The organism is Heyndrickxia acidiproducens DSM 23148 (assembly GCF_000374345.1).
In the GTDB taxonomy this organism is placed as follows: Bacteria; Bacillota; Bacilli; order Bacillales; family Bacillaceae_C; genus Weizmannia; species Weizmannia acidiproducens.
The window spans coordinates 44,126-65,752 of sequence record NZ_KB893990.1 but is presented as its reverse complement, the minus strand read 5'-3'; the positions used below and the strand labels follow the sequence as shown (position 1 = coordinate 65,752).

At 45.5% G+C, this 21,627-nt stretch carries 19 protein-coding genes and 2 pseudogenes; 18 read left to right on the top strand and 3 right to left on the bottom strand.

Going from position 1 to position 21,627, the window contains the following annotated elements:
* The 4 genes and pseudogenes from C232_RS19355 to C232_RS0107750 form a co-directional block, all read left to right on the top strand.
* Positions 1-204 (top strand): annotated as a pseudogene (locus C232_RS19355) (group II intron reverse transcriptase/maturase); the annotation flags it as partial.
* Between the two features lie 634 nt (positions 205-838).
* Positions 839-2,104 (top strand): group II intron reverse transcriptase/maturase, encoded by a 1,266-nt coding sequence (gene ltrA, locus C232_RS0107760; protein ID WP_018663015.1) that lies wholly within the window; start codon positions 839-841, stop codon positions 2,102-2,104.
* A 326-nt stretch (positions 2,105-2,430) separates the two neighbouring features.
* Positions 2,431-3,216, top strand: coding sequence for an SDR family oxidoreductase (locus C232_RS0107755; RefSeq protein WP_018663014.1), 786 nt, complete (start codon positions 2,431-2,433; stop codon positions 3,214-3,216).
* Between the two features lie 155 nt (positions 3,217-3,371).
* The gene (locus tag C232_RS0107750) at positions 3,372-4,235 is read left to right on the top strand and encodes an NAD(P)-dependent oxidoreductase (RefSeq protein ID WP_018663012.1); all 864 of its coding nucleotides are present in this window, start codon (positions 3,372-3,374) and stop codon (positions 4,233-4,235) included.
* A gap of 24 nt (positions 4,236-4,259) precedes the next feature.
* Here the strand turns inward: C232_RS0107750 and C232_RS0107745 are convergent, their stop codons facing one another.
* On the bottom strand, positions 4,260-5,414 hold the full coding sequence (locus C232_RS0107745; protein WP_018663010.1) for an aminotransferase A: 1,155 nt from the start codon (positions 5,412-5,414) through the stop codon (positions 4,260-4,262).
* Positions 5,415-5,625: 211 nt separating this feature from the next.
* On the opposite strand from C232_RS0107745, the gene C232_RS0107740 reads away from it, so the two are divergent.
* On the top strand, positions 5,626-6,531 hold the full coding sequence (locus C232_RS0107740) for a chemotaxis protein (RefSeq protein ID WP_018663008.1): 906 nt from the start codon (positions 5,626-5,628) through the stop codon (positions 6,529-6,531).
* Between the two features lie 64 nt (positions 6,532-6,595).
* On the opposite strand, the gene C232_RS0107735 is transcribed toward C232_RS0107740, so the two are convergent.
* Positions 6,596-7,063 carry a YkyB family protein gene (locus tag C232_RS0107735; RefSeq protein WP_018663007.1) on the bottom strand — a complete coding sequence of 156 codons (468 nt, stop codon included), beginning with the start codon at positions 7,061-7,063 and terminating at the stop codon, positions 6,596-6,598.
* A gap of 148 nt (positions 7,064-7,211) precedes the next feature.
* Between C232_RS0107735 and C232_RS20240 the strand changes: the two genes are divergently transcribed.
* The 13 genes and pseudogenes from C232_RS20240 (at position 7,212) to C232_RS0107655 (ending at position 21,177) form a co-directional block, all read left to right on the top strand.
* Positions 7,212-7,826: an MMPL family transporter gene (locus tag C232_RS20240; RefSeq protein ID WP_026314527.1), complete on the top strand. Its 615-nt coding sequence runs from the start codon at positions 7,212-7,214 to the stop codon at positions 7,824-7,826.
* Positions 7,763-8,677, top strand: a pseudogene (locus C232_RS20235) (MMPL family transporter); the annotation flags it as partial. The gene C232_RS20240 and the pseudogene C232_RS20235, both read left to right, overlap by 64 nt.
* Positions 8,678-8,904: 227 nt before the next feature.
* Complete coding sequence (locus tag C232_RS0107715) at positions 8,905-10,620, top strand: EAL domain-containing protein (protein WP_018663003.1); 1,716 nt, start codon at positions 8,905-8,907, stop codon at positions 10,618-10,620.
* A gap of 246 nt (positions 10,621-10,866) precedes the next feature.
* Entirely contained in the window at positions 10,867-11,082 is a 216-nt protein-coding gene (locus tag C232_RS0107710) for a hypothetical protein (protein WP_018663001.1), read from the top strand.
* 187 nt (positions 11,083-11,269) lie between these two features.
* Positions 11,270-12,034 (top strand): 2,4-dienoyl-CoA reductase, encoded by a 765-nt coding sequence (gene fadH / locus C232_RS0107705; protein ID WP_018662999.1) that lies wholly within the window; start codon positions 11,270-11,272, stop codon positions 12,032-12,034.
* 31 nt (positions 12,035-12,065) lie between these two features.
* Entirely contained in the window at positions 12,066-12,959 is an 894-nt protein-coding gene (locus tag C232_RS0107700; RefSeq protein ID WP_018662996.1) for an acetamidase/formamidase family protein, read from the top strand.
* Positions 12,960-13,361: 402 nt separating this feature from the next.
* Positions 13,362-13,613, top strand: coding sequence for a YkuJ family protein (locus C232_RS0107690; RefSeq protein WP_018662992.1), 252 nt, complete (start codon positions 13,362-13,364; stop codon positions 13,611-13,613).
* 200 nt (positions 13,614-13,813) lie between these two features.
* Positions 13,814-14,260 carry a cyclic-di-AMP-binding protein CbpB gene (gene cbpB, locus C232_RS0107685; RefSeq protein WP_026314525.1) on the top strand — a complete coding sequence of 149 codons (447 nt, stop codon included), beginning with the start codon at positions 13,814-13,816 and terminating at the stop codon, positions 14,258-14,260.
* Positions 14,261-14,343: 83 nt separating this feature from the next.
* Positions 14,344-15,234 (top strand): LysR family transcriptional regulator, encoded by an 891-nt coding sequence (locus C232_RS0107680; RefSeq protein ID WP_018662988.1) that lies wholly within the window; start codon positions 14,344-14,346, stop codon positions 15,232-15,234.
* Positions 15,235-15,366: 132 nt separating this feature from the next.
* The gene (gene dapD, locus C232_RS0107675) at positions 15,367-16,077 is read left to right on the top strand and encodes a 2,3,4,5-tetrahydropyridine-2,6-dicarboxylate N-acetyltransferase (protein WP_018662985.1); all 711 of its coding nucleotides are present in this window, start codon (positions 15,367-15,369) and stop codon (positions 16,075-16,077) included.
* Positions 16,078-16,138: 61 nt separating this feature from the next.
* Complete coding sequence (locus tag C232_RS0107670; protein ID WP_018662983.1) at positions 16,139-17,254, top strand: N-acetyldiaminopimelate deacetylase; 1,116 nt, start codon at positions 16,139-16,141, stop codon at positions 17,252-17,254.
* Positions 17,255-17,584: 330 nt separating this feature from the next.
* Positions 17,585-19,339 carry an ABC transporter ATP-binding protein gene (locus tag C232_RS0107660; protein ID WP_018662979.1) on the top strand — a complete coding sequence of 585 codons (1,755 nt, stop codon included), beginning with the start codon at positions 17,585-17,587 and terminating at the stop codon, positions 19,337-19,339.
* 8 nt (positions 19,340-19,347) lie between these two features.
* Positions 19,348-21,177: an ABC transporter ATP-binding protein gene (locus C232_RS0107655; RefSeq protein ID WP_018662977.1), complete on the top strand. Its 1,830-nt coding sequence runs from the start codon at positions 19,348-19,350 to the stop codon at positions 21,175-21,177.
* A gap of 73 nt (positions 21,178-21,250) precedes the next feature.
* On the opposite strand, the gene yhfH is transcribed toward C232_RS0107655, so the two are convergent.
* Positions 21,251-21,385 carry a protein YhfH gene (gene yhfH, locus C232_RS19340; protein ID WP_081622741.1) on the bottom strand — a complete coding sequence of 45 codons (135 nt, stop codon included), beginning with the start codon at positions 21,383-21,385 and terminating at the stop codon, positions 21,251-21,253.
* Between the last annotated feature and the right edge of the window lie 242 nt (positions 21,386-21,627).

Genomic DNA, 21,627 nt, shown 5'->3' with positions numbered 1-21,627 from the left:
AGATGGAAGAGAGTACGCACAAGATTTTATTGGCTCAAGAAATTAGGGATCAATAAAAGTAAAGCTTGGGAATGGGCAAACACAAGAAAAGGCTACTGGAGAATTGCCGGCAGCCATATCTTAACCAGAACCTTAACAAACGAACTCTTCCGAAGAGCAAGGTATATAAGTTTTCTGGATTATTATCTGTCTGTAAGGTCGTAAACTTTAGAACCGCCGTGTACGGAACCGTACGCACGGTGGTGTGAGAGGTCGGCTAATCAAATAATGATTAGCCTCCTACTCGATTGCGCCTGGCATGGCTGCACTCTATAGGGTGAAAGTCCCGAATCGTGAAGGCAGTAGTAGCGATAGCCTAACGCAAGGGTGTCCGCAGTGATGCGGAATCTGAAGGAAGCGGGCGGCAAACCTCCGGTCTGAGGAACACGAACCTCATATAAGGCTAGGTATCATTGGATGAGCTTGCGAAACAAAGTAAAGTCCGTACTGCCAAAGGTGATACAGAGTAAATGAGGCAGATAGGTGGAGGAAAAGAGGACAGTCTTACCCAGGGAGGTCTGACTGATACGCCGACTAAAGTGGCAACTAACCTAGCGATAGGTTACTGAACAGTCAGAAGTCAGCAGAGGTCATAGTACAAAGGGGGTCGCACCCACTTTGGAAGGACTGAACAATCAAAGAGAAGTTTTCGTCTGGAAATTCTGTATGGCAATGACACAGACAATCCGTAAGGGACTTGCTTGAAGAAAGTAGTGGTGAATTCCATGAGGGACTTCAAGAGGGTGGAGCCAGAACAGGTTTATTGAAAGAAAGAAAACTCACGCAAGGAGCAATATAAATGAGGATGGAACAGGTCTTATCACGTGAAAACTTACTGAAAGCACTTCATCGTGTAGAAGAGAATAAAGGGAGCCATGGTGTAGATGGCATGCAGGTTTCCAAATTACGACCGTATATTATGGAACATTGGCATGAAATCCGCACTTCCCTGCTCAAGGGAACCTATCAGCCGCAGCCAGTCCGTCGGGTCGAAATCCCGAAACCGAACGGCGGCAAACGGAAGTTAGGAATCCCTACCGTGATGGACCGGCTCATCCAGCAGGCACTGAATCAAGTCTTGATGCCAATCTTTGACCCCGGTTTCTCCGAAAACAGCTATGGTTTCCGTCCTGGAAAACGGGGTCACCAAGCTGTCCGGAAAGCAAGATCCTATATTAAAGAAGGACACAGATGGGTCATAGATATGGACTTGGAAAAGTTCTTCGACAAAGTCAACCATGATAAACTCATGTACCTTATCGGTAAGAAGATAAGGGATGGCAGAGTTCTTTATTTGATCCGCCAGTTTCTGAAATCCGGCATCATGAAAAACGGCCTTGTATCACCCAATGAACAAGGAACGTCACAAGGCGGACCCCTTAGCCCCCTGCTTTCTAACATTATGTTAGATCAATTGGACAAAGAGTTAGAACGTAGAAACTTGCGTTTCGTCAGATACGCGGATGACTGCAACATCTATGTCAAGAGCAGGAAAGCTGGACAAAGGGTTATGGAGGGAATAACAAAGTTCATTGAAAGCAAATTACTATTAAAAGTGAACAGGGAGAAAACAGCCTTCGATCGTCCTTGGAAAAGAGATTATCTAGGGTTCAGTTTTACGGCAAACAAAGAACCGAAAGTCCGAATAGCCCGCAAAAGCATCAAGAAGATGAAGCAGAGAATCCGGAAAATCACTGGCAGATCAAAAGCAATGCCGATGAAAATACGAATTCAGAAGCTCAATCAATACTTAGTGGGTTGGTGCGGATATTTTGCGCTTGCCGACACCCCCAGCGTTTTCCAAAGGTTAGATGCGTGGATCAGAAGAAGGCTTCGGATGATCATGTGGAAACAATGGAAGAAAACGAAAACTAAGATTAGAAATCTCATTCGATTAGGAGTACCTCACTATAAGGCATATGAATGGGGAAACTCAAGAAAAGCATATTGGAGGATTTCTAACAGCCCAATACTACACAAAACCCTTGGCAACTCGTACTGGAGTCACCAAGGGCTGAAAAGCCTGTATGAAAAGTATTGTAAGAAGCGTCATTTATTTGGTTGAACCGCCGTATACGGAACCGTACGTACGGTGGTGTGAGAGGTCGGGGGTTAATCACCCCCTCCTACTCGATTATCCCACACTTAACGGGCAGTAAGACTCCCATCTCAAGAATCAGAATACGAAGAAGATAGGTGGGAGATCAAACTGCCCGTAAAGGTCCGATTGGTTCAACTAACCATCAGTGGGGGATGTAGAAAAACCCCCACTGATGGAAGTTTCACTTTATCTTGTGGGTTTTCATCCATGCATGTTTAAAAACAAATCGTTTATAATGGAGACAGGCTTGAACTCAGGTTGTTAAAATATTTCATGCGGGAGGGATTTTTATGGATTTAGGCTTAACTGGAAAAACGGCGCTTGTTGCGGCATCCAGCCAGGGGCTTGGGAAGGCGGTAGCCGAACAGCTTGTGCGGGAAGGCGCCAATGTTGTGATTGCAAGCAGAAACGGGGAGAAACTCCAATCTGTAAAAGAAGAACTGCTTGCGCTTGGAAAAGGAAAAGTGGAATATGTGACGGCTGACATTACCAAAATGGAAGACATCAGGGCCATGGTCCAAAAAGCAAAGGACGCTTTTGGAAGACTCGATATTTTAGTGAACAACGCGGGCGGCCCGCCGGCAGGAAATTTTGAAGATATGAGCGATGAGGATTGGCAAAAATCATTTGAACTGAACTTGCTTTCTTACATACGGATCATTCGGGAGGCCTTGCCGCTTTTAAAGAGGAATGGCGGCAGGCTGATTAATATCGCTTCTTCTTCCATCAAAGAACCAATCCCGGGCTTGATTTTATCTAATACGTTCAGAACAGGTATTGTCGGCTTATCGAAATCGCTCGCTGAAGAACTGGCCCCTTACAATATTTTGGTGAATACGGTCGGACCCGGCAGGATTGCAACAGACCGAATCGTCCATCTCGATAAAATCAAAGCTGAAAAAACAGGAAAATCAATGGAAGAGGTGCAGGAACATGAGCTGCAATCCATTCCGCTTGGCAGGTACGGAAAACCGGAAGAGTTCGGCAAATTTGTAACTTTCCTCGCCTCTGAAGCAAATTCTTATGTTACCGGAAGCAGCTTTTTAGTTGATGGCGGGAAAATAAAATCCATTTAACGGGCAATTGGTTTAAAACTTATCCATGGCGGGTATAAAGAAAATAAGCGCATAAGATTGTTTTCTTTCTTATACCCCCATTTGACTTTGAGCCTTGTCCTTTGAACAGGCTCCTTTTTTACGGCTTTAAAAAAATTGGGAATGGAGGTTCAAAGATGGAAAAAATCGGATTTATCGGGTTAGGCGTAATGGGCAGGAGTATGGCACAGAATTTGCTTCAGGCAGGCCATACACTTTTCGTGTACAATCGCACAAAAGAGAAGGCAAATCCGCTGCTTGAACAAGGGGCCAAATGGTGCGCTTCACCGCAGGCTGTTGCCGGGGAAGCCGATATCATTTTAACGATGGTCGGTTATCCTTACGATGTCGAAGAAGTCTATTTCGGTGCGCAGGGGCTTTTAAATGCAGCACATGAGGGGGCAATCCTTATTGACATGACCACCTCAACCCCGACACTGGCAAAGAAAATATACGAGGCAGCCAAGGCAAAGAAATTAAGCGCACTCGATGCACCCGTCTCAGGCGGCGATATTGGCGCTCAAAAAGGGACATTGACCATTATGGCTGGCGGTGAAGCTGCTGTTTTTGAAGCTGTGAAACCGATTTTCTCTGTCCTTGGGGTGAATATCGTTCTGCAAGGAGGCCCGGGAGCGGGGCAGCATACTAAAATGTGTAACCAGATTGCGATTGCTTCGAATATGATCGGGGTCACGGAAGCGGTTGTATATGCGCAAAAAGCCGGCCTTGACCCTGAAAAGGTACTGAAATCAATCAGTGCGGGCGCTGCCGGCAGCTGGTCGCTGTCTAATTTGGTACCGAGAATGCTTTCAGAAGATTATTCGCCGGGCTTTTTTATCAAACATTTTATTAAAGATATGAAAATCGCGCTTGATGAGGCGGAAAAAATGGGCCTGGAGCTGCCGGGGCTTGCGCTCAGCAAAAAATTGTACGATGCCCTCGCGGAAAAAGGCGAAGAAAATAGCGGTACACAGGCTTTAATCAAATATTATATGGAATAAGAAAAAAGCTGGTGGCGGAAACCATCAGCTTTTTTTCTTGATAAAGTTTTGCATACGCGAAAGCCCTTTTTCCAGGTTATCCATGCTGCAGGCATAAGACATCCGGAAATAGCCCTCGCCGTATTTGGAAAATGCGCTCCCCGGCACAACGGCGACCTTATTTTTTTCCGCCAGGGCAACTGCAAAATCAAAAGATGATAGCGTGCAGGACTCCGGCAGCTGTACAAAGAAATAAAAAGCCCCGTCCGGTTTCACATATTGCAGCCCGATTTCTTCCAGCCTGCTGCATACAAATGCCCGCCTTTTTTTGTATTCTTTTCTCATGGCTCCGGCATCGTTTATCCCTGTTGTCAGGGCTTCGAGGGCGGCCCTTTGGGAGACGGAAGAAGCGCAGGTAACATTGTACTGGTGCACTTTTAAGATTTGCTTTGCCAGCCAAACAGGAGCGAACACAAAGCCGATGCGCCAGCCTGTCATAGAATGCGATTTGGAGACGCCGTTAATGACAATTGTCTGCTCGCGCAAAAAAGAGGCGATTGAAACATGGGGGTGGTCATAGGCCAGTTCGCTGTAAATTTCATCTGCCAGTATAAAGATATCCCTGCCGCGCAATAAATCGGCAATTTCTTTTAATTCTGCTTTTGAAAGGGTAACGCCGGTCGGGTTGGACGGGTACGGTAAAATGATGCAACGTGTTTTTTCCGTCAGGGCATTGTTAATGAGTCCGGCCGTCATTTTGAATTGCGACTGCCGCGTATCAATATGGACCGGTTTGGCGCCGCACAGACGGATGAGCGGCTCGTACCCCGGATAAACCGGGCCCGGAAGCAGTACTTCTGTACCGGGTGCGAGAATCGTCCGCAGAGTAATATCAATCGCTTCACTGGCGCCGATCGTTACAATCACTTCTGATTCCGGATCATAGTCAAGGCTGTATTTTGTCTTTACAAATTTGGCTGCTGCCTGTCTTAAAGAAAGGTCGCCGGCATTATGGGTATAAGCGGTGGCGTTCTCCTCAATTGCACGAATTCCTGCCTGCTTCACATGCCCCGGTGTCGGAAAATCCGGCTGGCCAAGGGTGAAAGAAACCATATCTTCAATTCCGGCAACCATGTTAGCAAATTTGCGGATCCCGGAGATTTCAATTCCGCGTACGTGTTCATTGATTAAGTGTTCCAAGATTGACTTTTCCTCCTTCAAACATCCAATACCGCGGTTTTTCCATCGGAGGTCGGCATGGATTGATATTATTATCTTACCATGGACACACGGAAAACGGCGATGGTGAACATATACTTTTAAAAAAAGAAAAATATAAAAGCTTTACAACTATACCTGGAAGGATTTTTTTCATGCTATAATTTAAAAATAGGTGAGAGGGGGCAATTACATGAATATGGAGCAAGGTATTTTACTGGAAAGTGGAACAAACGAACTTGAAGTAGTCGAGTTTCATATTGGGGAAAACAAATACGGCATCAATGTAATCAAGGTCAAGGAGATCATCATGCCGGCGCCGGTCACGGTGATTCCGCATGCCCATCCTTACATAGAGGGACTCATACAGCTGCGCGGGGAAGTCCTGCCGGTTGTCAATATGCGCAAAGTGCTCGGTCTTCCGCCTCAGGAAAATCCTGAAAATGATAAATTTATAGTGTCGGAATTCAATCAGCAAAAAGTGGTGTTCCATGTGGATAATGTCACACAAATCCACCGTTTTTCCTGGGACAGGATTGAAAAACCTTCCGATATGTATACGGGAAAAGCTTCACACATTGTCGGCGTTGTCAAGCAAGACAGCGGCATGATCCTGATGCTGGATTATGAAAGAATGATTGCAGAAATCAATCCGGAAACAAGCATCAGGGTTGAAGATGTAAAAAAATTAGGGAAAAGGGAACGCAGCAGCAAACGGATTGTGCTGGCGGAAGATTCCGCACTGCTGAGGGGTCTGCTGCATGATACTTTATCTGAAGCGGGATATGTGCAAACGGTCTTTTTTGAGAATGGGAAAGAGGCTTACGATTATCTTGCCGGTTTCGTACAGGAAGGCAAAAATATTGCTGATGAAGTGCAGATGGTGATTACGGATATTGAAATGCCGCAGATGGACGGGCACCATCTTACGAAAAAAATCAAAGAAGACGTTGCCTTAAAAGTCCTGCCGGTTATCATTTTTTCATCTCTCATTACGGACAGCTTGCGGCATAAAGGCGAATCGGTCGGTGCGGACGCACAGATCAGCAAGCCGGAAATTAACCGTTTAATTCTTGCGGTAGATGAAAAAGCTTTGTAAAAAGAAAAGCCCCCCTCATACGGTGAGGGGGGTCTGGTCTATTGAAACGGCATCCATCGCTTATTTAAAAAAAAGAATCTCCCAATTTTTTAAAGACAGGCTTGTTGTTTTTCTTGTTTAAACCGCGGTTTTGGCGGGGGTTATGGTCTTCCTTCAGCCCGGTATAATCCTGCAGCAATTGTTTTGCCTGGCTAAGCGACATACGGCATTTCGGGTTTCTGGATGAGTGATCAAGTTTGCCAAGATGAGGGAGCTGTTTGAAATCGGTTTTGGATGGCGGAATATGAAAGGTGTAGTCGCCGCAGCGAACCAAAACGTCTGACTGCTGCTGGCTGTACTTTGGATGTTCCGAAAAATGCAACCCGACTTTCAGCGCTTTGCCTTCATGGATCATTTTCTCAATTGCTTTTTTCTTTAATAAGTATAAGAATTTCGGGTTTGTAGCGGTTTTCGCATGGCGATTCACCGTGAAAATAGCATAAGAGAGGTTTTGAGTTGTAGGCTTTAATGGAGTAAACTTATACGAATTCAAATATAGAACTCCTTTCATTGGCGAATAATTATACTTTTTCGTTAATTATACTACTTAAAACAGGGTTTGGAAAGACAGCAGGAGATAATATCCCAATTATTTTACATGCCTAGCGGCTGCAGAAATTGAAAGAGGGGGAATCCTTTGCATGAAGCGTGTTGTACAATTCAAGTGGGTTATTCTATTATTATGGATCACAGCGGGCATTCTATTCGCCTGGAAAGCGCCGGCGATGGAACCGCTCGTGCGGGAAAAAGGGCAGATTAACGTTCCCGAAGGTTATGCGTCGTCATTGGCGAATGAAATAAAAAGCCGGCATTCCGCTGCAGGCACAGGCGGCACGAATGTGATCCTTGTTTTCCATCGCGAAAGCCGGCTCACAGATACATATATGGACCGCATCAAAGCAACAATCGGCCGCCTTGAAAACCGTAAACAGCAACTGTCCATCCAAACAGTCACCAGCCCTTTCAAGCAGCCGTTGTTAAAAAGCCAGCTTATATCCAAAGATGGGAAAACGGTGATGGCCGTTTTGAAAGTGGATCCCGGACAGCGTTCTTTTAAAACGGTACGCACGCAGTTAAACAAGGAAATCAAAACGCCGGGCGTACAGGCGATGATGACAGGAAACCGCCTGATTAATGAGGATGTGGCGGACAGTTCACAGACAGGACTGAAAAAAACGGAAGTCATTACGGTGATTTTTATTCAGAAGGATTGGGAAAAATTGAGGCCGGGCTTTATGATGCCGGTTCCTATTTGAATGATTTGTCGGATGAAACGAGCCTGCAGCAGTCGGGCGTCTATATCCCGGATGAACTTCTGGCCGGCAGGGATTACCAAAATGCGCTTGACCGCTACATTTCAAAAGACGGAAAAATGGTAGTGTTTCAAATTACGCTTAACCAGAACCCTTATTCAAATGCTGCCATGGGTTCCGTTGATGATATCCAAAAGGCGGTCAAAAGTTCAACGAAAGGAACAAAGTTGGAAAATGCCCATGTTGGGATCGGCGGTGTTACAAGTATGAACCATGACTTACAGGAAATGTCGAAAGCGGATTATGCCCGGACAGTGACGTTTATGATGGCCGGTATTGCCGTTGTACTGATGATTTTCCTGCGGTCGCTGATCATGCCGCTGTACTTGCTTGCCTCCTTGTTGTTGGCCTATTATACATCAGTCGCTTTGACCGGGTTCGTTTTTGTAGATATCGCCGGCTACTCCGGCATCAGCTGGGCGGTGCCGTTTTTCGGTTTTGTCATTCTAATTGCACTCGGCATTGATTACTCGATTTTCCTGATGGAACGATTCAATGAAAATCGCAGCCTGCCCGTCACCGAGGCGATTCTTTTGGCCATGAAAAATATGGGGACTGTCATCATTTCAGCTGCCATTATTTTATCTGGCACGTTTGCGGCGATGATGCCGTCCGGTGTGCTGTCCCTGCTGCAAATTGCAGTATTGACGCTTTCAGGGCTGCTGCTCTACGCTTTTGTCATTCTTCCGCTTCTCATTCCGGTGATTGTCAAAACACTGGGCAATGCAAATTGGTGGCCGTTTATCCTAAACAAAACCGGGCAGCAGGCAGGAACAAGGAGGGAACAAATTTAAAAAGGTTGGTCAGCGCCAGGCTTGATGAAGCCTGGCGCTTTCCTTTTTAGTGCGCCCGTATATCCGGTTTTTCTTTTTTAATCAAAATGTTATTGTTCGATTTCTTTTCATCGTTTTCTTGTAAAACAAAGCAGAATTTGACCGATAAAAGAAATACAGGGAGTTTGGTATTTACCTCTTTCACAGTTAAACTGTTCCCTGCTTATTCGGGAGAAAAGGATGATTTTATGAACAGGGAGAAACCAACGGATCAGGAAAAGTACCCCATTGATCAATTGGATAGGCTATTTTACCGGGAATCGCTGCATCAGCTTGCCGATATTGTAAGCGTGATACAGATCGAACAGGGACCGGCATTCAGATTTATATTTGTCAATGAAACGGGCGCGGGGAAAATTGAAACGGGCCGGTTCATTCATGAAGCACTGCCTCAAGAAACAGCCCGCCAATTTGAAAACTCCTGCAAAGCCGTTTTGGAAAGCGGCGCCCCGGTAAACTTTATACATAAACAAATGAGCAGCGGCCGCCTGTTCATTTACCACACACAGCTGTCCGGCATACGCGGCGGTGATCACAAAATACAATGGATGATTGCCATTACGAGAGATGTAACCGGCGTCTGCCTGCTGTCCGGAAACCTGTCGGCTGATTTTGAGTCACAGCCGCATTTATCGATGCATGAACCTTTAACCGGACTGTGGAACCGGCATGCGCTGATGGAACATTTGAAACAGAAAATTGAGGAAGCAAAAGCGTTGCAATCGCAGTTCGCTGTTCTATATATCGATCTGGACCGTTTTAAATACTTTAATGATATTCTCGGGCAGCATGTCGGGGATGAAATATTAAAACGCACGGCGCGAAGGCTTGAACAGCTTCCGTTAACAGATTATAAAGTTTACCGCCAGGGCGGCGACGAATTTATTGTGCTGTCTGCCAACTGTTCCAGGCCGCAAGCCGAACAAGATGCGGCCCGTATTCTATCAGCATTTTACGAACCGTTCAGGATTGGCCGTGAAGATTATTTTCTGACGCCATCCATTGGCATCAGCGTTTATCCGGATGACGGAAGCGATGAAGAAACTTTAATTAAGCATGCGGATACAGCGCTGTTTAATGTGAAAGAAAGCGGGAAAGGACATTTCCGCTTTTACAGTCAACGAATGGAACGGGATTTTCAAAACTATATTTTAATGGAAGCCCATTTAAGAAGGGCAATAGAGAAAAATGAATTGTCAATCCATTACCAGGCACAAGTGCACTTAAATACGGGCCGAATCAAAAGTTTTGAGGCGTTGTTAAGATGGCAGAACCCGAAATTCGGAAATGTTCCCCCGTTAAAATTTATCCCGCTTGCAGAAGAAACAGGCCTGATTATTCCAATAGGGGAATGGATTATCAATCAGGTATGTGCGCAGATTGCCGAATGGCGGAAAAAGGGCCGGTCTGATATCAAGGTGGCGGTCAATATTTCACCCAGACAGTTTCAAGATCCGAACCTGCCAGCTATCATCGGGCAAACCCTGAAAAAATACCAGTTGCCGCCGGCCGTTCTTGAAATTGAAATCACGGAAAGTGCTATGGAAGATAGGGGAAAGATACTGGCTGTTCTCCGTAAATTAAAAGAAATGGGCCTTACAATCGCGGTTGATGACTTTGGAACAGGCTATTCATCCCTGAACTATATTAAAAAATTCCCGATTGATATACTTAAAATTGACCAATCATTCGTGCGCGAATTGCAAATCAGTCCGAAAGATGTTGCGATTACGAAAACAATTATTCATTTGGCCCATCATTTAGGCCTCGAAGTGATTGCGGAAGGGGTTGAAGAAAAAGAGCAAGTGCAGTTTTTACAATCTGTCCGCTGCCAAAAAGCACAGGGATACTTTTTCAGCCGCCCGATCACAGCAGAAGAGGTTGAAAAACATTTTTTGTTCTAAAGCCGGCAGGGATGTATCCGGCCCCCAGCTTTAGCGGGCTTCTTGAAAAAAGTCCCCCGAAACTGCAAAAAAAACATTTTCTTTTCTTTATACTAATGGTACAGTGTATTGTATAATATATACCAATACAAAAACGATTTCTTAAGGGCATTTGCAAAAAGCGCATAATGGTGTTCCGGCGGGGCAGGGTGTTTTCCCGCACCTGGAGGTCTTTGCAATTGCTGATCAGGAGAGGAGCGAGCCGAGATGAGCGACCGGATGGATATGATTTTCATACCTACAGAGAAAGGTTATATTAAAATTTTTGTTTACGGTTTTTTTCATGACCGCTCCTGGGGCCAGGTATTCACGGAGTATAACGGGATTACGGTCGTTGTCAAAGGTTATAACCGAAAAAAAACGATGATTCGTTCACTATCGAAGATGCATGAATCATTGCTGAAATTAAAGAAAGATTCTTAGTTTAAAAGATTTGTTTGATCTATAACCGTTTTTCGTGCACGTACCGCAAGCTGTATACAGAACAGCCGGTATTGCGCAGTTTTAACAACGGATGCTATTTTCTCCTGAATCCGGTCAGCGCCGGTTTTAGAAGAATTTTTTTATATTAAAATTGAATGGCTGTTCATTCACTGCGGGAGGGAAAATGATGGAAGATAAAGTGGTGATCATTACCGGAGGATCAAGCGGGATGGGAATGCATATGGCGCTGAAATTCGCAGCTTCAGGCGCAAAAGTTGCCATCACGGGGAGAGATGAAGAGAAATTGGCACGCGCCGAAAAGAAACTGCTGGAATTTACTGAAGACGTCTTCACGGTGCAAATGGATGTTAGAAAACCGGAAGATGTGCAGAGAATGGTCAGCGATGTTGACAGCCGGTTTGGCACGATCGATTTTCTGGTGAATAATGCAGCCGGAAACTTTATTTGCCCGGCCGAAAAGCTGTCGGTTAATGGTTGGAATGCAGTCATTAATATTGTCTTAAACGGCACATTTTACTGCTCCAGCGCGGTTGGGCATTATTGGATAGACAAAAAGATAAAAGGGAGTATGATGAATATGGTGGCAACTTACGCATGGGGAGCGGGGGCAGGCGTTGTACATTCTGCGGCGGCCAAAGCGGGGGTGCTTTCCCTGACCAGGACATTGGCAGTCGAGTGGGGCAAAAAATACGGGATCCGTGTCAACGCCATTGCCCCCGGGCCGATTGAGCGGACGGGGGGCGCAGGCAAACTTTGGGAATCAGAAGAGGCGGCGAAAAGAACATTGGAAAGCGTACCGCTCGGCAGGCTTGGGACACCTGAAGAAATCGCCGAACTTGCGTATTTTCTTTTCTCGCCCCATGCGGCCTATATTAACGGTGAAGTGATTGCCATGGATGGCGGCCAGTGGCTGAACCAACATCCTTTTTAATGGCTGAACGTGCCGGCTTAGGAGGAGAAAAATGCAAAGATTGCAAAAAGAAAAATTCATTACCCGCTTTTCAGCTGAACATAACCCGGCTTACAGCGTCGGTTTGGATGAACCCTTTAGAGTGGAGACGTATGACTGTTACGGCGGCAAAATTACTGATCCGCGCCAGCTTCGCACAGAAGTGGACATCCCTTTTATAAATCCGGCAACAGGGCCCATTTACATCGAAGGCCTTCAAAAAGGGGATACGCTCTGCGTTGAAATTCAGGATATCCAATTCAATGAAACCGGGGTTATGGTCCTTTATCCTGGCATGGGCGCGCTGGGGGAAGAGGTGAAAAAGACCGATACACGGATTGTTCAGGTCCGGGACGGTAAGATATGGTTTAACAGCCGCCTCCAGCTGCCAACGCGGCCGATGATTGGTGTCATCGGGGTTGCCCCGGCTGAGGGTGCCGTGCTTTGCGAAACCCCCGGAGACCACGGCGGCAACATGGACACAAAATGGATCACGATTGGTTCCAAACTGTATTTGCCTGTTTTTCATGACGGCGGACTGCTTGCACTCGGCGATCTTCACGCTTCCATGGGCGATGGCGAATTGGACGGTTCCGGCGTCGAAATCGGCGGGCTTGTCACTTTGTGCGCCACAAAGCAAGCGGGGAACAGTCCCATTCGCACCCCGGTGGTTGAAACAAGCAGCACCTGGTATATCATCGCAAGTGGAAAAAGCATCGAAGCAGCTGCAAAAAAAGGGATGAAAACAGCAGTTGAACGGCTCGCAATGTTTCACCATTTATCTTTTAATGATGCATACAGGCTGTTAAGCGCAACATGCGGATTGGAAATCTGCCAAATTGTTAACCCGCTTGTCACCGTCCGGATTGCGGTGCCGAAAGAGGTGCTGCCAAACCCATTTTCATAAGCGATCTTCCCTGCAGCTTTGCAGGGTTTTTTTGATGAAAACCGGCAGCGGGGTGGATTGGAAAAATGCAGGGCTGGGGCAGAAGAAACCGGTAAATGGGATCGATTCATGCCGGAAAGTGTTGAAAAATGCAATGAATGGGATAAATGGCCGGCTTTACATCTTTTAAAAACAGAGCAATGGCAAGCCGGATTTTGGGCAATATAGAAAGAAACCGGTGCCAACAGAAAAAAACAAAGAATTTGTCGAGAGTCCCTTTCCTAAGTCCTGAAATTACTGTACAATTCGAATGGGATAGTCATTCAATCGGGATCATGATTTGAAAGAATGATGAGGGATGATTTAAAGAGAAGGCTGTTTGAGAAGAGGACGGCTATTTTGCTTAGTTGAAAGGAGATCAATATGTCTCAACTATTAGGAATTATTCAAAGACTGCAGGCGATGCAAGAAGCAACAGATACAGGTGAAGTACAGCAACGGCATTTTGAAGTAAATGGCAAAACGCTTTGCCAGGTGAAATTCTTCCCGGCAACCAATACATTCGAACTCGAAGTGTATGATGACAAGAAACATTCCAATAAATATCAATTTGATGATCTTGATATTGCAGCAATTGAAATTTTTGATATCGTCCAGGAAGGTGCGAACGCTTAAAAGGCCATGAATATGGCCTTTTTATTATGGCTTTAACCGGTGTTCCGGTTTTGAAACCACATTCTTTTCTTTCGGCATTCTTTCTTATTTATGTTAAAATAATCATGCATCATAACGGCAAACATGGAATCGATTTGAAATTCTCCTCTTTAAGGTATTTACGCCTTTTAAATTTATTTGAAAAGGGGATTTTTTACACGATGATTTCTTTACAGAGCCATGAATTTTTGGAACCTAAAATTGTTGATTTTATGATCCAATCCGAAAAAGTTGCACATGTGCAGATTGGCAATAATTTGGAACATGCGCTTCTGGTACTGACAAAAAGCGGCTACTCCGCAGTGCCGGTACTTGATCCGCAATACAGGCTGCACGGGTTAATCAGTTCGGCTATGATTACAGACTCAATACTCGGGTTGGAACGGATTGAATTTGAAAAACTGAGTGAAATTAAAGTGGAAGCGGTCATGAATCAGGATATACCAAAGCTTTTCATCCATGACCATTTTGAGAAAGCACTGCAGCTGCTTGTCGATCATAATTTTTTATGTGTGGAAGATGATGAAGGATTTTTTGCCGGAATTTTTACACGGCGGTCTTTACTGATAGAATTAAACCGCCACGTCCATAAGCTGAATCAATTTTAGAGGCCGTTATCTTTGCGCCGGCTGGCAGGCGCAAATGCCCTTGTTTTTTAGAATAGAAGAAAAATCTAACCCCGAGGTCGCGTATGTCTTTTTCAGAATTTCAATTATTATCGGTTTTGGCACAGGAATTAAATATGAGAAAGGCTGCGGAACGCCTTTTTGTTTCGCAGCCTGCCTTATCACAAAGGCTGCAGACGATTGAAAAACAATGGAGCGCCAGGCTTTTTCTGCGCACGCAGAAAGGGCTTGTCTTAACCCCTTCAGGAGAATTGGTTATTCAGCTCGCCAATGAAATATTAGAGAAGGAAGAGAAGGTCCGGGAAGCGATCCGCACACTTGATTCAAAAGTCCATGGCACATTGAAAATCGCTTGTGCAACGATTGTCGGGCAAAATTGGCTGCCAAAAGTGTTGAAAAAATTTGTCGATCGCTATCCGTACGCAAGGATTTCGCTGGTAACAGGGTGGAGCAGCGAAATTTTGAAATCCATTTACGAAGACGATGTCCATATCGGAATTGTGCGCGGCTCAAATGATTGGAAAAGCACGAAGATCCACTTGTTTGAAGACCCGTTATATTTGGTGGATAAGGAAATCGACGCGCTTGAGAAAGTTCTCACTGCGGATCGCCCGTTTATTCAATTCAAAAGTGATTCAAACTATTACCAGGAAATACTTGACTGGTGGCACCGCGCGTTCCAAACATCCCCGAAACAGACCATTGTGGTTGATCAAATCGAAACATGCAAACAGATGGCATTTAATGGAATCGGTTATGCAATTCTGCCTGCTATCACGTTGAATGATGCGGAAATCAGACATTTGCATAAAATTCCATTGCGGGGGGAGCAAAATGAGATGTTAAAACGGGATACATGGCTGCTCGGCTATGACGCCGCTTTTGAATTGAAACAGGTGCAGGCTTTTGTGGAAGTGGTAAAGGAATATATTGCAGCGCAGCCCCATATCCTTTAAAATCTAAAATATGGCCGGAGGATTTACAGTTTTAAAGCTTGCGCCCGGAAATAGTACTTCGGTATGTTGTACTTTTCGCTGCCGCTTTCGGCACCGCACATAACCTATTTCACTAATATTGGAGGCATACATATGGAAATGATGGACGCAAATGAGATTATTTCATTTATATCAAACAGCAAGAAGTCTACCCCTGTTAAAGTGTATGTAAAGGGGAATTTAGAAGGGCTCGATTTTGGCGCAGCTTCGCATGTGTTTGCAAACGGAAATACCGCTGTTGTTTTCGGTGAATGGCAGGAAGTTTCAGCTGCCCTTGAAGCAAACCGTGATCAAATTGAAGATTATGTGGTGGAAAACGACCGCCGCCACTCGGCCATTCCGCTTTTGGATTTAAAAGGGGTGAACGCCCGCATTGAGCCGGGGGCGATTATCCGCGACCGCGTGGAAATCGGCAACAATGTTGTGGTGATGATGGGTGCAGCCATCAATATCGGTTCTGTTATCGGCGATGGCACGATGATTGATATGAACGCGGTTTTAGGCGGCCGGGCAACCGTCGGGAAAAACTGCCATATCGGCGCAGGAGCCGTACTTGCCGGTGTTGTTGAGCCGCCGTCGGCCAAACCGGTTGTGGTTGAAGACGATGTACTCATCGGAGCCAATGCGGTTATTTTAGAAGGCGTAACGGTCGGAAAAGGAGCGGTTGTTGCAGCAGGTGCAATTGTCGTCAGTGATGTGCCGCCGAATACAGTGGTTGCCGGCGTTCCTGCCAAAGTCATTAAAGAAATTGATGAAAAAACAAAATCCAAAATTGAGATTAAACAGGAACTCAGGAATTTGTAAAAAAAGGCCTGGCGCCGGATCAGGGTGCCCGGGCCTTTTTACCATAAAAGGAAGGGTTAATATGGAGACAAACCTTATTCAAATCAGGCGCGACCTGCACCAAATCCCGGAACTTGGATACCAGGAATTTAAGACACAGCAATACATACTGGATTATGTGGCAACCCTGCCACAAACGCATCTTGAAATCAGGACGTGGAAGACCGGTGTACTTGTTAAAGTGAAAGGCACCAATCCGAAAAAACGGATCGGCTACCGGACCGATATGGATGGTTTGCCGGTCGAGGAAGAGACGGGGTACGCATTTCATTCCCGCCATCAAGGCAGGATGCACGCCTGCGGCCACGATTTTCATATGACGATCGCGCTTGGCATTTTATCGCATTTTGCCGGCAGCCCGGTTGAAGATGATCTGTTGTTTATTTTTCAGCCCGCGGAGGAAGGCCCTGGCGGAGCGGAAGCAATGCTGAAAGAAGTCCTTATTGGAGAATGGCGGCCGGACTTGATCATGGGCCTGCATGTCGCACCTGAATACCCGGCCGGGACGATTGCGGTTAGAGAAGGGCTGCTATTTGCCAATACCTCGGAATTATACATTGACCTGACAGGAAAAGGCGGGCACGCGGCCTACCCGCAAAATACAAAAGACATGGTCGTGGCAGCAGCGTATCTTGTTACGCAGCTGCAGTCGATTATATCAAGAAATATGGATCCGCTTGACAGTGCTGTAATCACGATTGGCAAGATTACCGGCGGCACTGTCCAAAATGTGATTGCCGGACATGCCAGGCTGGAAGGGACAATCCGGACCTTATCAAGCGAGGCAATGATCCGTACCAAGCAAAGGATTGAAACCATTACAAGCGGGCTTGCCGCCTCATTTGAATGCGGCGCGGAAATTGATTACGGCTGCAACTATTACCAGGTATTCAACCATGCCGGACCAACCAGGCATTTTATGGATTTTGTCAGAAATTATGAAGGCGCCGACTTGTTTGAATGCCGGGAAGCTTTAACAGGTGAAGACTTCGGCTACATGTTAAAAGAAATCCCCGGCTTCATGTTCTGGCTCGGGGTCGGCTCTCAATACGGGCTTCATCATGCAAAATTTTCACCAGATGAAAAAGCCCTGCAGATTGCTGTTGATTTGCTGTCAGATTATATCGTAACACTTTAGAACAATGAAGGGGCCAGTCCCGTTTTCGCTGCATAAAACGGGGCCGGCCTTTTTGCTTTTGTTTTTTACATGGCGGCCGCCGCTTTTTTAAAACAGCTTTCTGTTCCTTTTGCTTGTGTTTTGGTGTTTGCGGGAATGCCGGATAAGCCATTTTGCCCTAATTTCGTTTCCAAAAAGGCCTTTAACCGCAAGGAAAAAGGCCGTAAACGTGTCAAAACAAAATGAACAGTTAAAATTCATATAATTTTAGGCAAAAGAGTAGATAAATATTTCGAATACCGGTATATTTAATATTACGTTTTATTCATTTTTGTTCTGGGGGGGAGCGGTTTGGAAACTTTTCGGAAATTAAAAAGCTATTATTGGCCTTATAAGCATTTATTTTTCACTTCGCTAATTTTTTTGCTATTGGTAAATGCAATTACGATTGTCTACCCGGTGATTTTACAGTTGACGATCGACGAAGCCGTGTTAAAAGGCAAGTTTCAATGGATCCCGTATTTGGCTATCGGGTTTATTGCGGTAATGGCCGTAAAAGGGATCGCTACTTTTATTCAGCAGTATACGGCTGATATGTTCGGAATCACTTCGGTTTACAGGCTGCGCAACGAATTGTATAAGAAACTGCAGTTTTTGCCGTTCCGCTTTTATGACAATGCGAAAACAGGGGATTTAATGTCGAGGCTGACGGCGGATGTGGAGGGCTTCCGTTCATTTTTATCTTTTGGTTTTACAGAACTGTTCCGCTTTATTTTTACGCTGGCGATTTGTTTTGCGGTCATGTTCTATTATTCGGTGCCGCTCACATTATTGACAATGGTGACGCTCCCCTTTTTGGCAGCAGTTGTATTCCGCTTTAATCAGCTGGTTCATCCGGCATTTCGCAGGATCCGCAAGTCTTTCAGCCGCCTCAATACGAATGTCCAGGAGAATATCAGCGGGATCACAACCGTAAAAGCATTGTCAAGGGAAGGTTTTCAAACTTCTAAATTCAATGTTTCCAATGAGGACTACCGGGAGCGTGAAATCTACACCTCAAAATTATGGGGGAAGTTTTTCCCGCTTATGGAACTGATCGGAAATGCCTGCGTTATCATCATTCTTTCTTACGGCGGCTACCTGGTTATTCATGGGCAGCTGCAACCGGGCGAGCTGGTTGCCTTTTACAGCCTGGTCGGCTATATACTGGATCCGATCATCATGCTGGGTTTTACCATCAATATGTTTTCGCAATCGAAAGCTTCAGGGGAAAGATTGCTGGAGATTTTGGAGGCGGACGAAGAGATTACAGACAGGAAAGATGCTGTAAATGCCGAAAAGTTTTACGGCGATGTCGAGTTTAAACATGTGACGCTTCAATATCACAGCGAGGAAAAAGCAGCGATCCGGGATATTTCGTTTAAAGCTGAAAGAGGGTCTGTTATTGGATTAATTGGTGCAACCGGTTCGGGGAAAACAACAATTACCCAATTGATGACGAGATTTTACGAGCCTTCAAGCGGAGAAGTGCTGATTGACGGCCGGCCTGTCCGGCAGTATACGCTTCATTCCCTCAGGCACTCAATCGGATGTGTCATGCAGGAATCATTTTTATTTTCATCCACCATCAAGGCCAATATTGCTTATGGCCGGCCGGATGCTGCAATGGATGAGATCATTTATGCGGCAAAAAAAGCACAGGCCCATGATTTTATTATGGAACTCCCTGACCGGTATGATACGATGCTCGGGGAAAGAGGAATCGGATTATCGGGCGGCCAGAAACAGCGGATTGCGATTGCCCGTGCGATTTGTATGGACCCCGGCATTTTAATTCTGGACGATGCCACAAGTGCTGTCGATATGGATACCGAATTAAAAATTCAGGAAGGGCTGCGGGAAGTGATGCACGGCCGGACGACTTTTATCATTGCACACCGGATCTCATCACTAAAACATGCAGATGAAATTCTTGTGCTGGAAGACGGCCGGATTGTTGAAAGAGGAGATCATGCGTTTTTGATGTCAAACGGAGGGCCGTATGAACGGATATACAATATCCAGTACAAAGACCAACAAGCGATTGCAGAGTCGCAGAGAGGGTGAGGCGGGTTATGATGAGGGCAAACCAAAAAAATTTAAACTCGAAAGTGATGGAAAGGTTTCATTATTCCGCAGACCGAATCATTGATAAGCCATTTAACTGGAAACAGATGGCAAGGCTGTTGCAGTACCTGAAACCATACCGGAAAACCCTGCTGCCCAAAGCTTTTACCGCAGTTTTGATAAAAACGCTGATTACCTTGATCATTCCTATGTTAATCGGGGTGTATGCCATCGGGAAGGGCGTTACAGAGAAAAACGGAAAATTTTTATTTGAAATGGTTTTCCTCATTGCCGTGCTTTATATTGCTGCGTATATCTCCAATATTTTCCGGATCAGGTGGATTAACCAGCTAGGCCAGAATATTATCTATGATATCCGTAAAAAATTATTTACGCATGTCCAGCAGCTTTCCCATCACTTTTTTGAACAGCGGTCAGCGGGTTCCATTCTTGTCCGCATCATGAATGATACCAATTCGTTACAGGACCTGTTTACAAACGGGGTCATCAATTCGTTGATGGATATGCTGATGCTCGCTGGTATTATTGTCATTTTGTTTACATTGAGCCCGCCGCTAACGCTTGCGATATTGGTGATCATGCCGATCATGTTCTTTATTTCCACGAAACTGCGGCGGAAAATCCGGCGGGCATGGCAAATGATGCGTCTGCGCCAGTCCACATTAAATTCTCATTTAAACGAAAGCATCCAGGGAATCAGGGTGACGCAAAGTTTCACCCAGGAAAAAGAGAACATGGCCTTTTTTGACGGTGTCAATACAGCAAACTTTGAGGCATGGCGGACAGCTTCACGGAGAAGTGCTGTTTTCCGGCCGGTTATTGATCTGACAAATGCGGTGGGATCAGCTGTTCTAATTTGGTATGGCGCCCATTTAATTGGTGCCGGGAAGCTTTCGATTGGCGCATTTGTTTCGTTTGCCTTTTATGTCGGCATGTTTTGGCAGCCGATATCCAGGCTGGGCCAGGTATATAACCAGCTGCTGCAAGCGATGGCTTCATCGGAGCGGATATTCGAATACTTGGATGAAAAACCATCGGTCAGTGACGGTAAGCATGCAGTCCGGCTCTCCAATATAAAGGGCCATATTGAATTTGACCATGTGGAATTTTCTTACGACAAAAAGCGTAAAGCTTTAAACGGGGTCAGTCTTGATATACTGCCGGGAGAAACGGTGGCACTTGTCGGCCATACCGGTTCCGGAAAAACAACGATCGCCAATTTGATCAGCCGTTTTTACGATGCGACAGGGGGCGTTGTGCGTATTGACGGGTATGATGTAAAAGATATTGCGCTAAAGAATCTGCGCAGCCAGATTAGTGTTGTTCTCCAGGATACATTTATTTTTTCCGGAACGATCATGGAAAATATTAAATTCGGCTCTCCGGAAGCGAGTGATGAAGAAGCGGTGGAGGCCGCAAAAATCACAGGCGCTGATCATTTTATCCGCAAATTAAAAGCAGGCTATGATACAGAAGTGGAAGAACGGGGCAATATCCTCTCAGTAGGGGAAAGACAGCTGCTATCCTTTGCGCGGACAATCTTGGCTGATCCAAAAATCATTATTCTTGATGAGGCGACTGCGAGCATTGATACAGAGACAGAGCTGAGGATTCAAAAAGCGCTTAAGACATTGCTGAAAGGGAGAACATCGATTATCATTGCACACAGGCTTTCAACAATCCGTGATGCGGATAAAATATTTGTTCTCGACCACGGCAGTTTGCTTGAAGCAGGCACCCATGCGCAGCTGATGGCCAGGCGCGGCGAGTATTACCGGTTAATTAAAGCCCAGTTTAAAATGCTGGAGTCGGTGTAAAAAACGGGAGCGGATCAATGATCCGCTCCCGTTTTTTACATGTTCCGGCGCGTGGCAGGCACAGCTGCGTGCCCTATTCTTCTTTTTTGGACAGGCAGTGGTCGCATTCCATCATGTAAGACTCGGCCTGTTCATCCATGATCTGGCCGCATTCAGGGCATTGTTTGGCAGGCAGTGTTTTGAAAAAATCAACCGGGGTCATCATCATCATCCATCCATCTCCTTTAAATATTGTAATAAAGTATCGTGTTGTTATACAACATCTTTTGCCCGGGAAAACCGGTCTTAAAGCATAATGTTTTATAACAACTAAAAACTAACCTTACTGTTATAATACAGTATATACAGAAAAACACCATTTGTACAGTACTTTTTGTGAAAAAAATAAAAAAATTTTGTGATTGGAAAACATTGAATTGGACATGGATTAAAAAAACAGACGCCGGAAAG

What these genes read in the sequence shown, in the direction of transcription:
- ltrA (WP_018663015.1), top strand. Translation starts at nt 839, where the DNA reads ATGAGGATGGAACAGGTCTTATCACGTGAAAACTTACTGAAAGCACTT.
- C232_RS0107755 (WP_018663014.1), top strand. Translation starts at nt 2,431, where the DNA reads ATGGATTTAGGCTTAACTGGAAAAACGGCGCTTGTTGCGGCATCCAGC.
- C232_RS0107750 (WP_018663012.1), top strand. Translation starts at nt 3,372, where the DNA reads ATGGAAAAAATCGGATTTATCGGGTTAGGCGTAATGGGCAGGAGTATG.
- C232_RS0107740 (WP_018663008.1), top strand. Translation starts at nt 5,626, where the DNA reads ATGAATATGGAGCAAGGTATTTTACTGGAAAGTGGAACAAACGAACTT.
- C232_RS20240 (WP_026314527.1), top strand. Translation starts at nt 7,212, where the DNA reads ATGAAGCGTGTTGTACAATTCAAGTGGGTTATTCTATTATTATGGATC.
- C232_RS0107715 (WP_018663003.1), top strand. Translation starts at nt 8,905, where the DNA reads ATGAACAGGGAGAAACCAACGGATCAGGAAAAGTACCCCATTGATCAA.
- C232_RS0107710 (WP_018663001.1), top strand. Translation starts at nt 10,867, where the DNA reads ATGAGCGACCGGATGGATATGATTTTCATACCTACAGAGAAAGGTTAT.
- fadH (WP_018662999.1), top strand. Translation starts at nt 11,270, where the DNA reads ATGGAAGATAAAGTGGTGATCATTACCGGAGGATCAAGCGGGATGGGA.
- C232_RS0107700 (WP_018662996.1), top strand. Translation starts at nt 12,066, where the DNA reads ATGCAAAGATTGCAAAAAGAAAAATTCATTACCCGCTTTTCAGCTGAA.
- C232_RS0107690 (WP_018662992.1), top strand. Translation starts at nt 13,362, where the DNA reads ATGTCTCAACTATTAGGAATTATTCAAAGACTGCAGGCGATGCAAGAA.
- cbpB (WP_026314525.1), top strand. Translation starts at nt 13,814, where the DNA reads ATGATTTCTTTACAGAGCCATGAATTTTTGGAACCTAAAATTGTTGAT.
- C232_RS0107680 (WP_018662988.1), top strand. Translation starts at nt 14,344, where the DNA reads ATGTCTTTTTCAGAATTTCAATTATTATCGGTTTTGGCACAGGAATTA.
- dapD (WP_018662985.1), top strand. Translation starts at nt 15,367, where the DNA reads ATGGAAATGATGGACGCAAATGAGATTATTTCATTTATATCAAACAGC.
- C232_RS0107670 (WP_018662983.1), top strand. Translation starts at nt 16,139, where the DNA reads ATGGAGACAAACCTTATTCAAATCAGGCGCGACCTGCACCAAATCCCG.
- C232_RS0107655 (WP_018662977.1), top strand. Translation starts at nt 19,348, where the DNA reads ATGATGAGGGCAAACCAAAAAAATTTAAACTCGAAAGTGATGGAAAGG.
- yhfH (WP_081622741.1), bottom strand. Translation starts at nt 21,385, where the DNA reads ATGATGATGACCCCGGTTGATTTTTTCAAAACACTGCCTGCCAAACAA.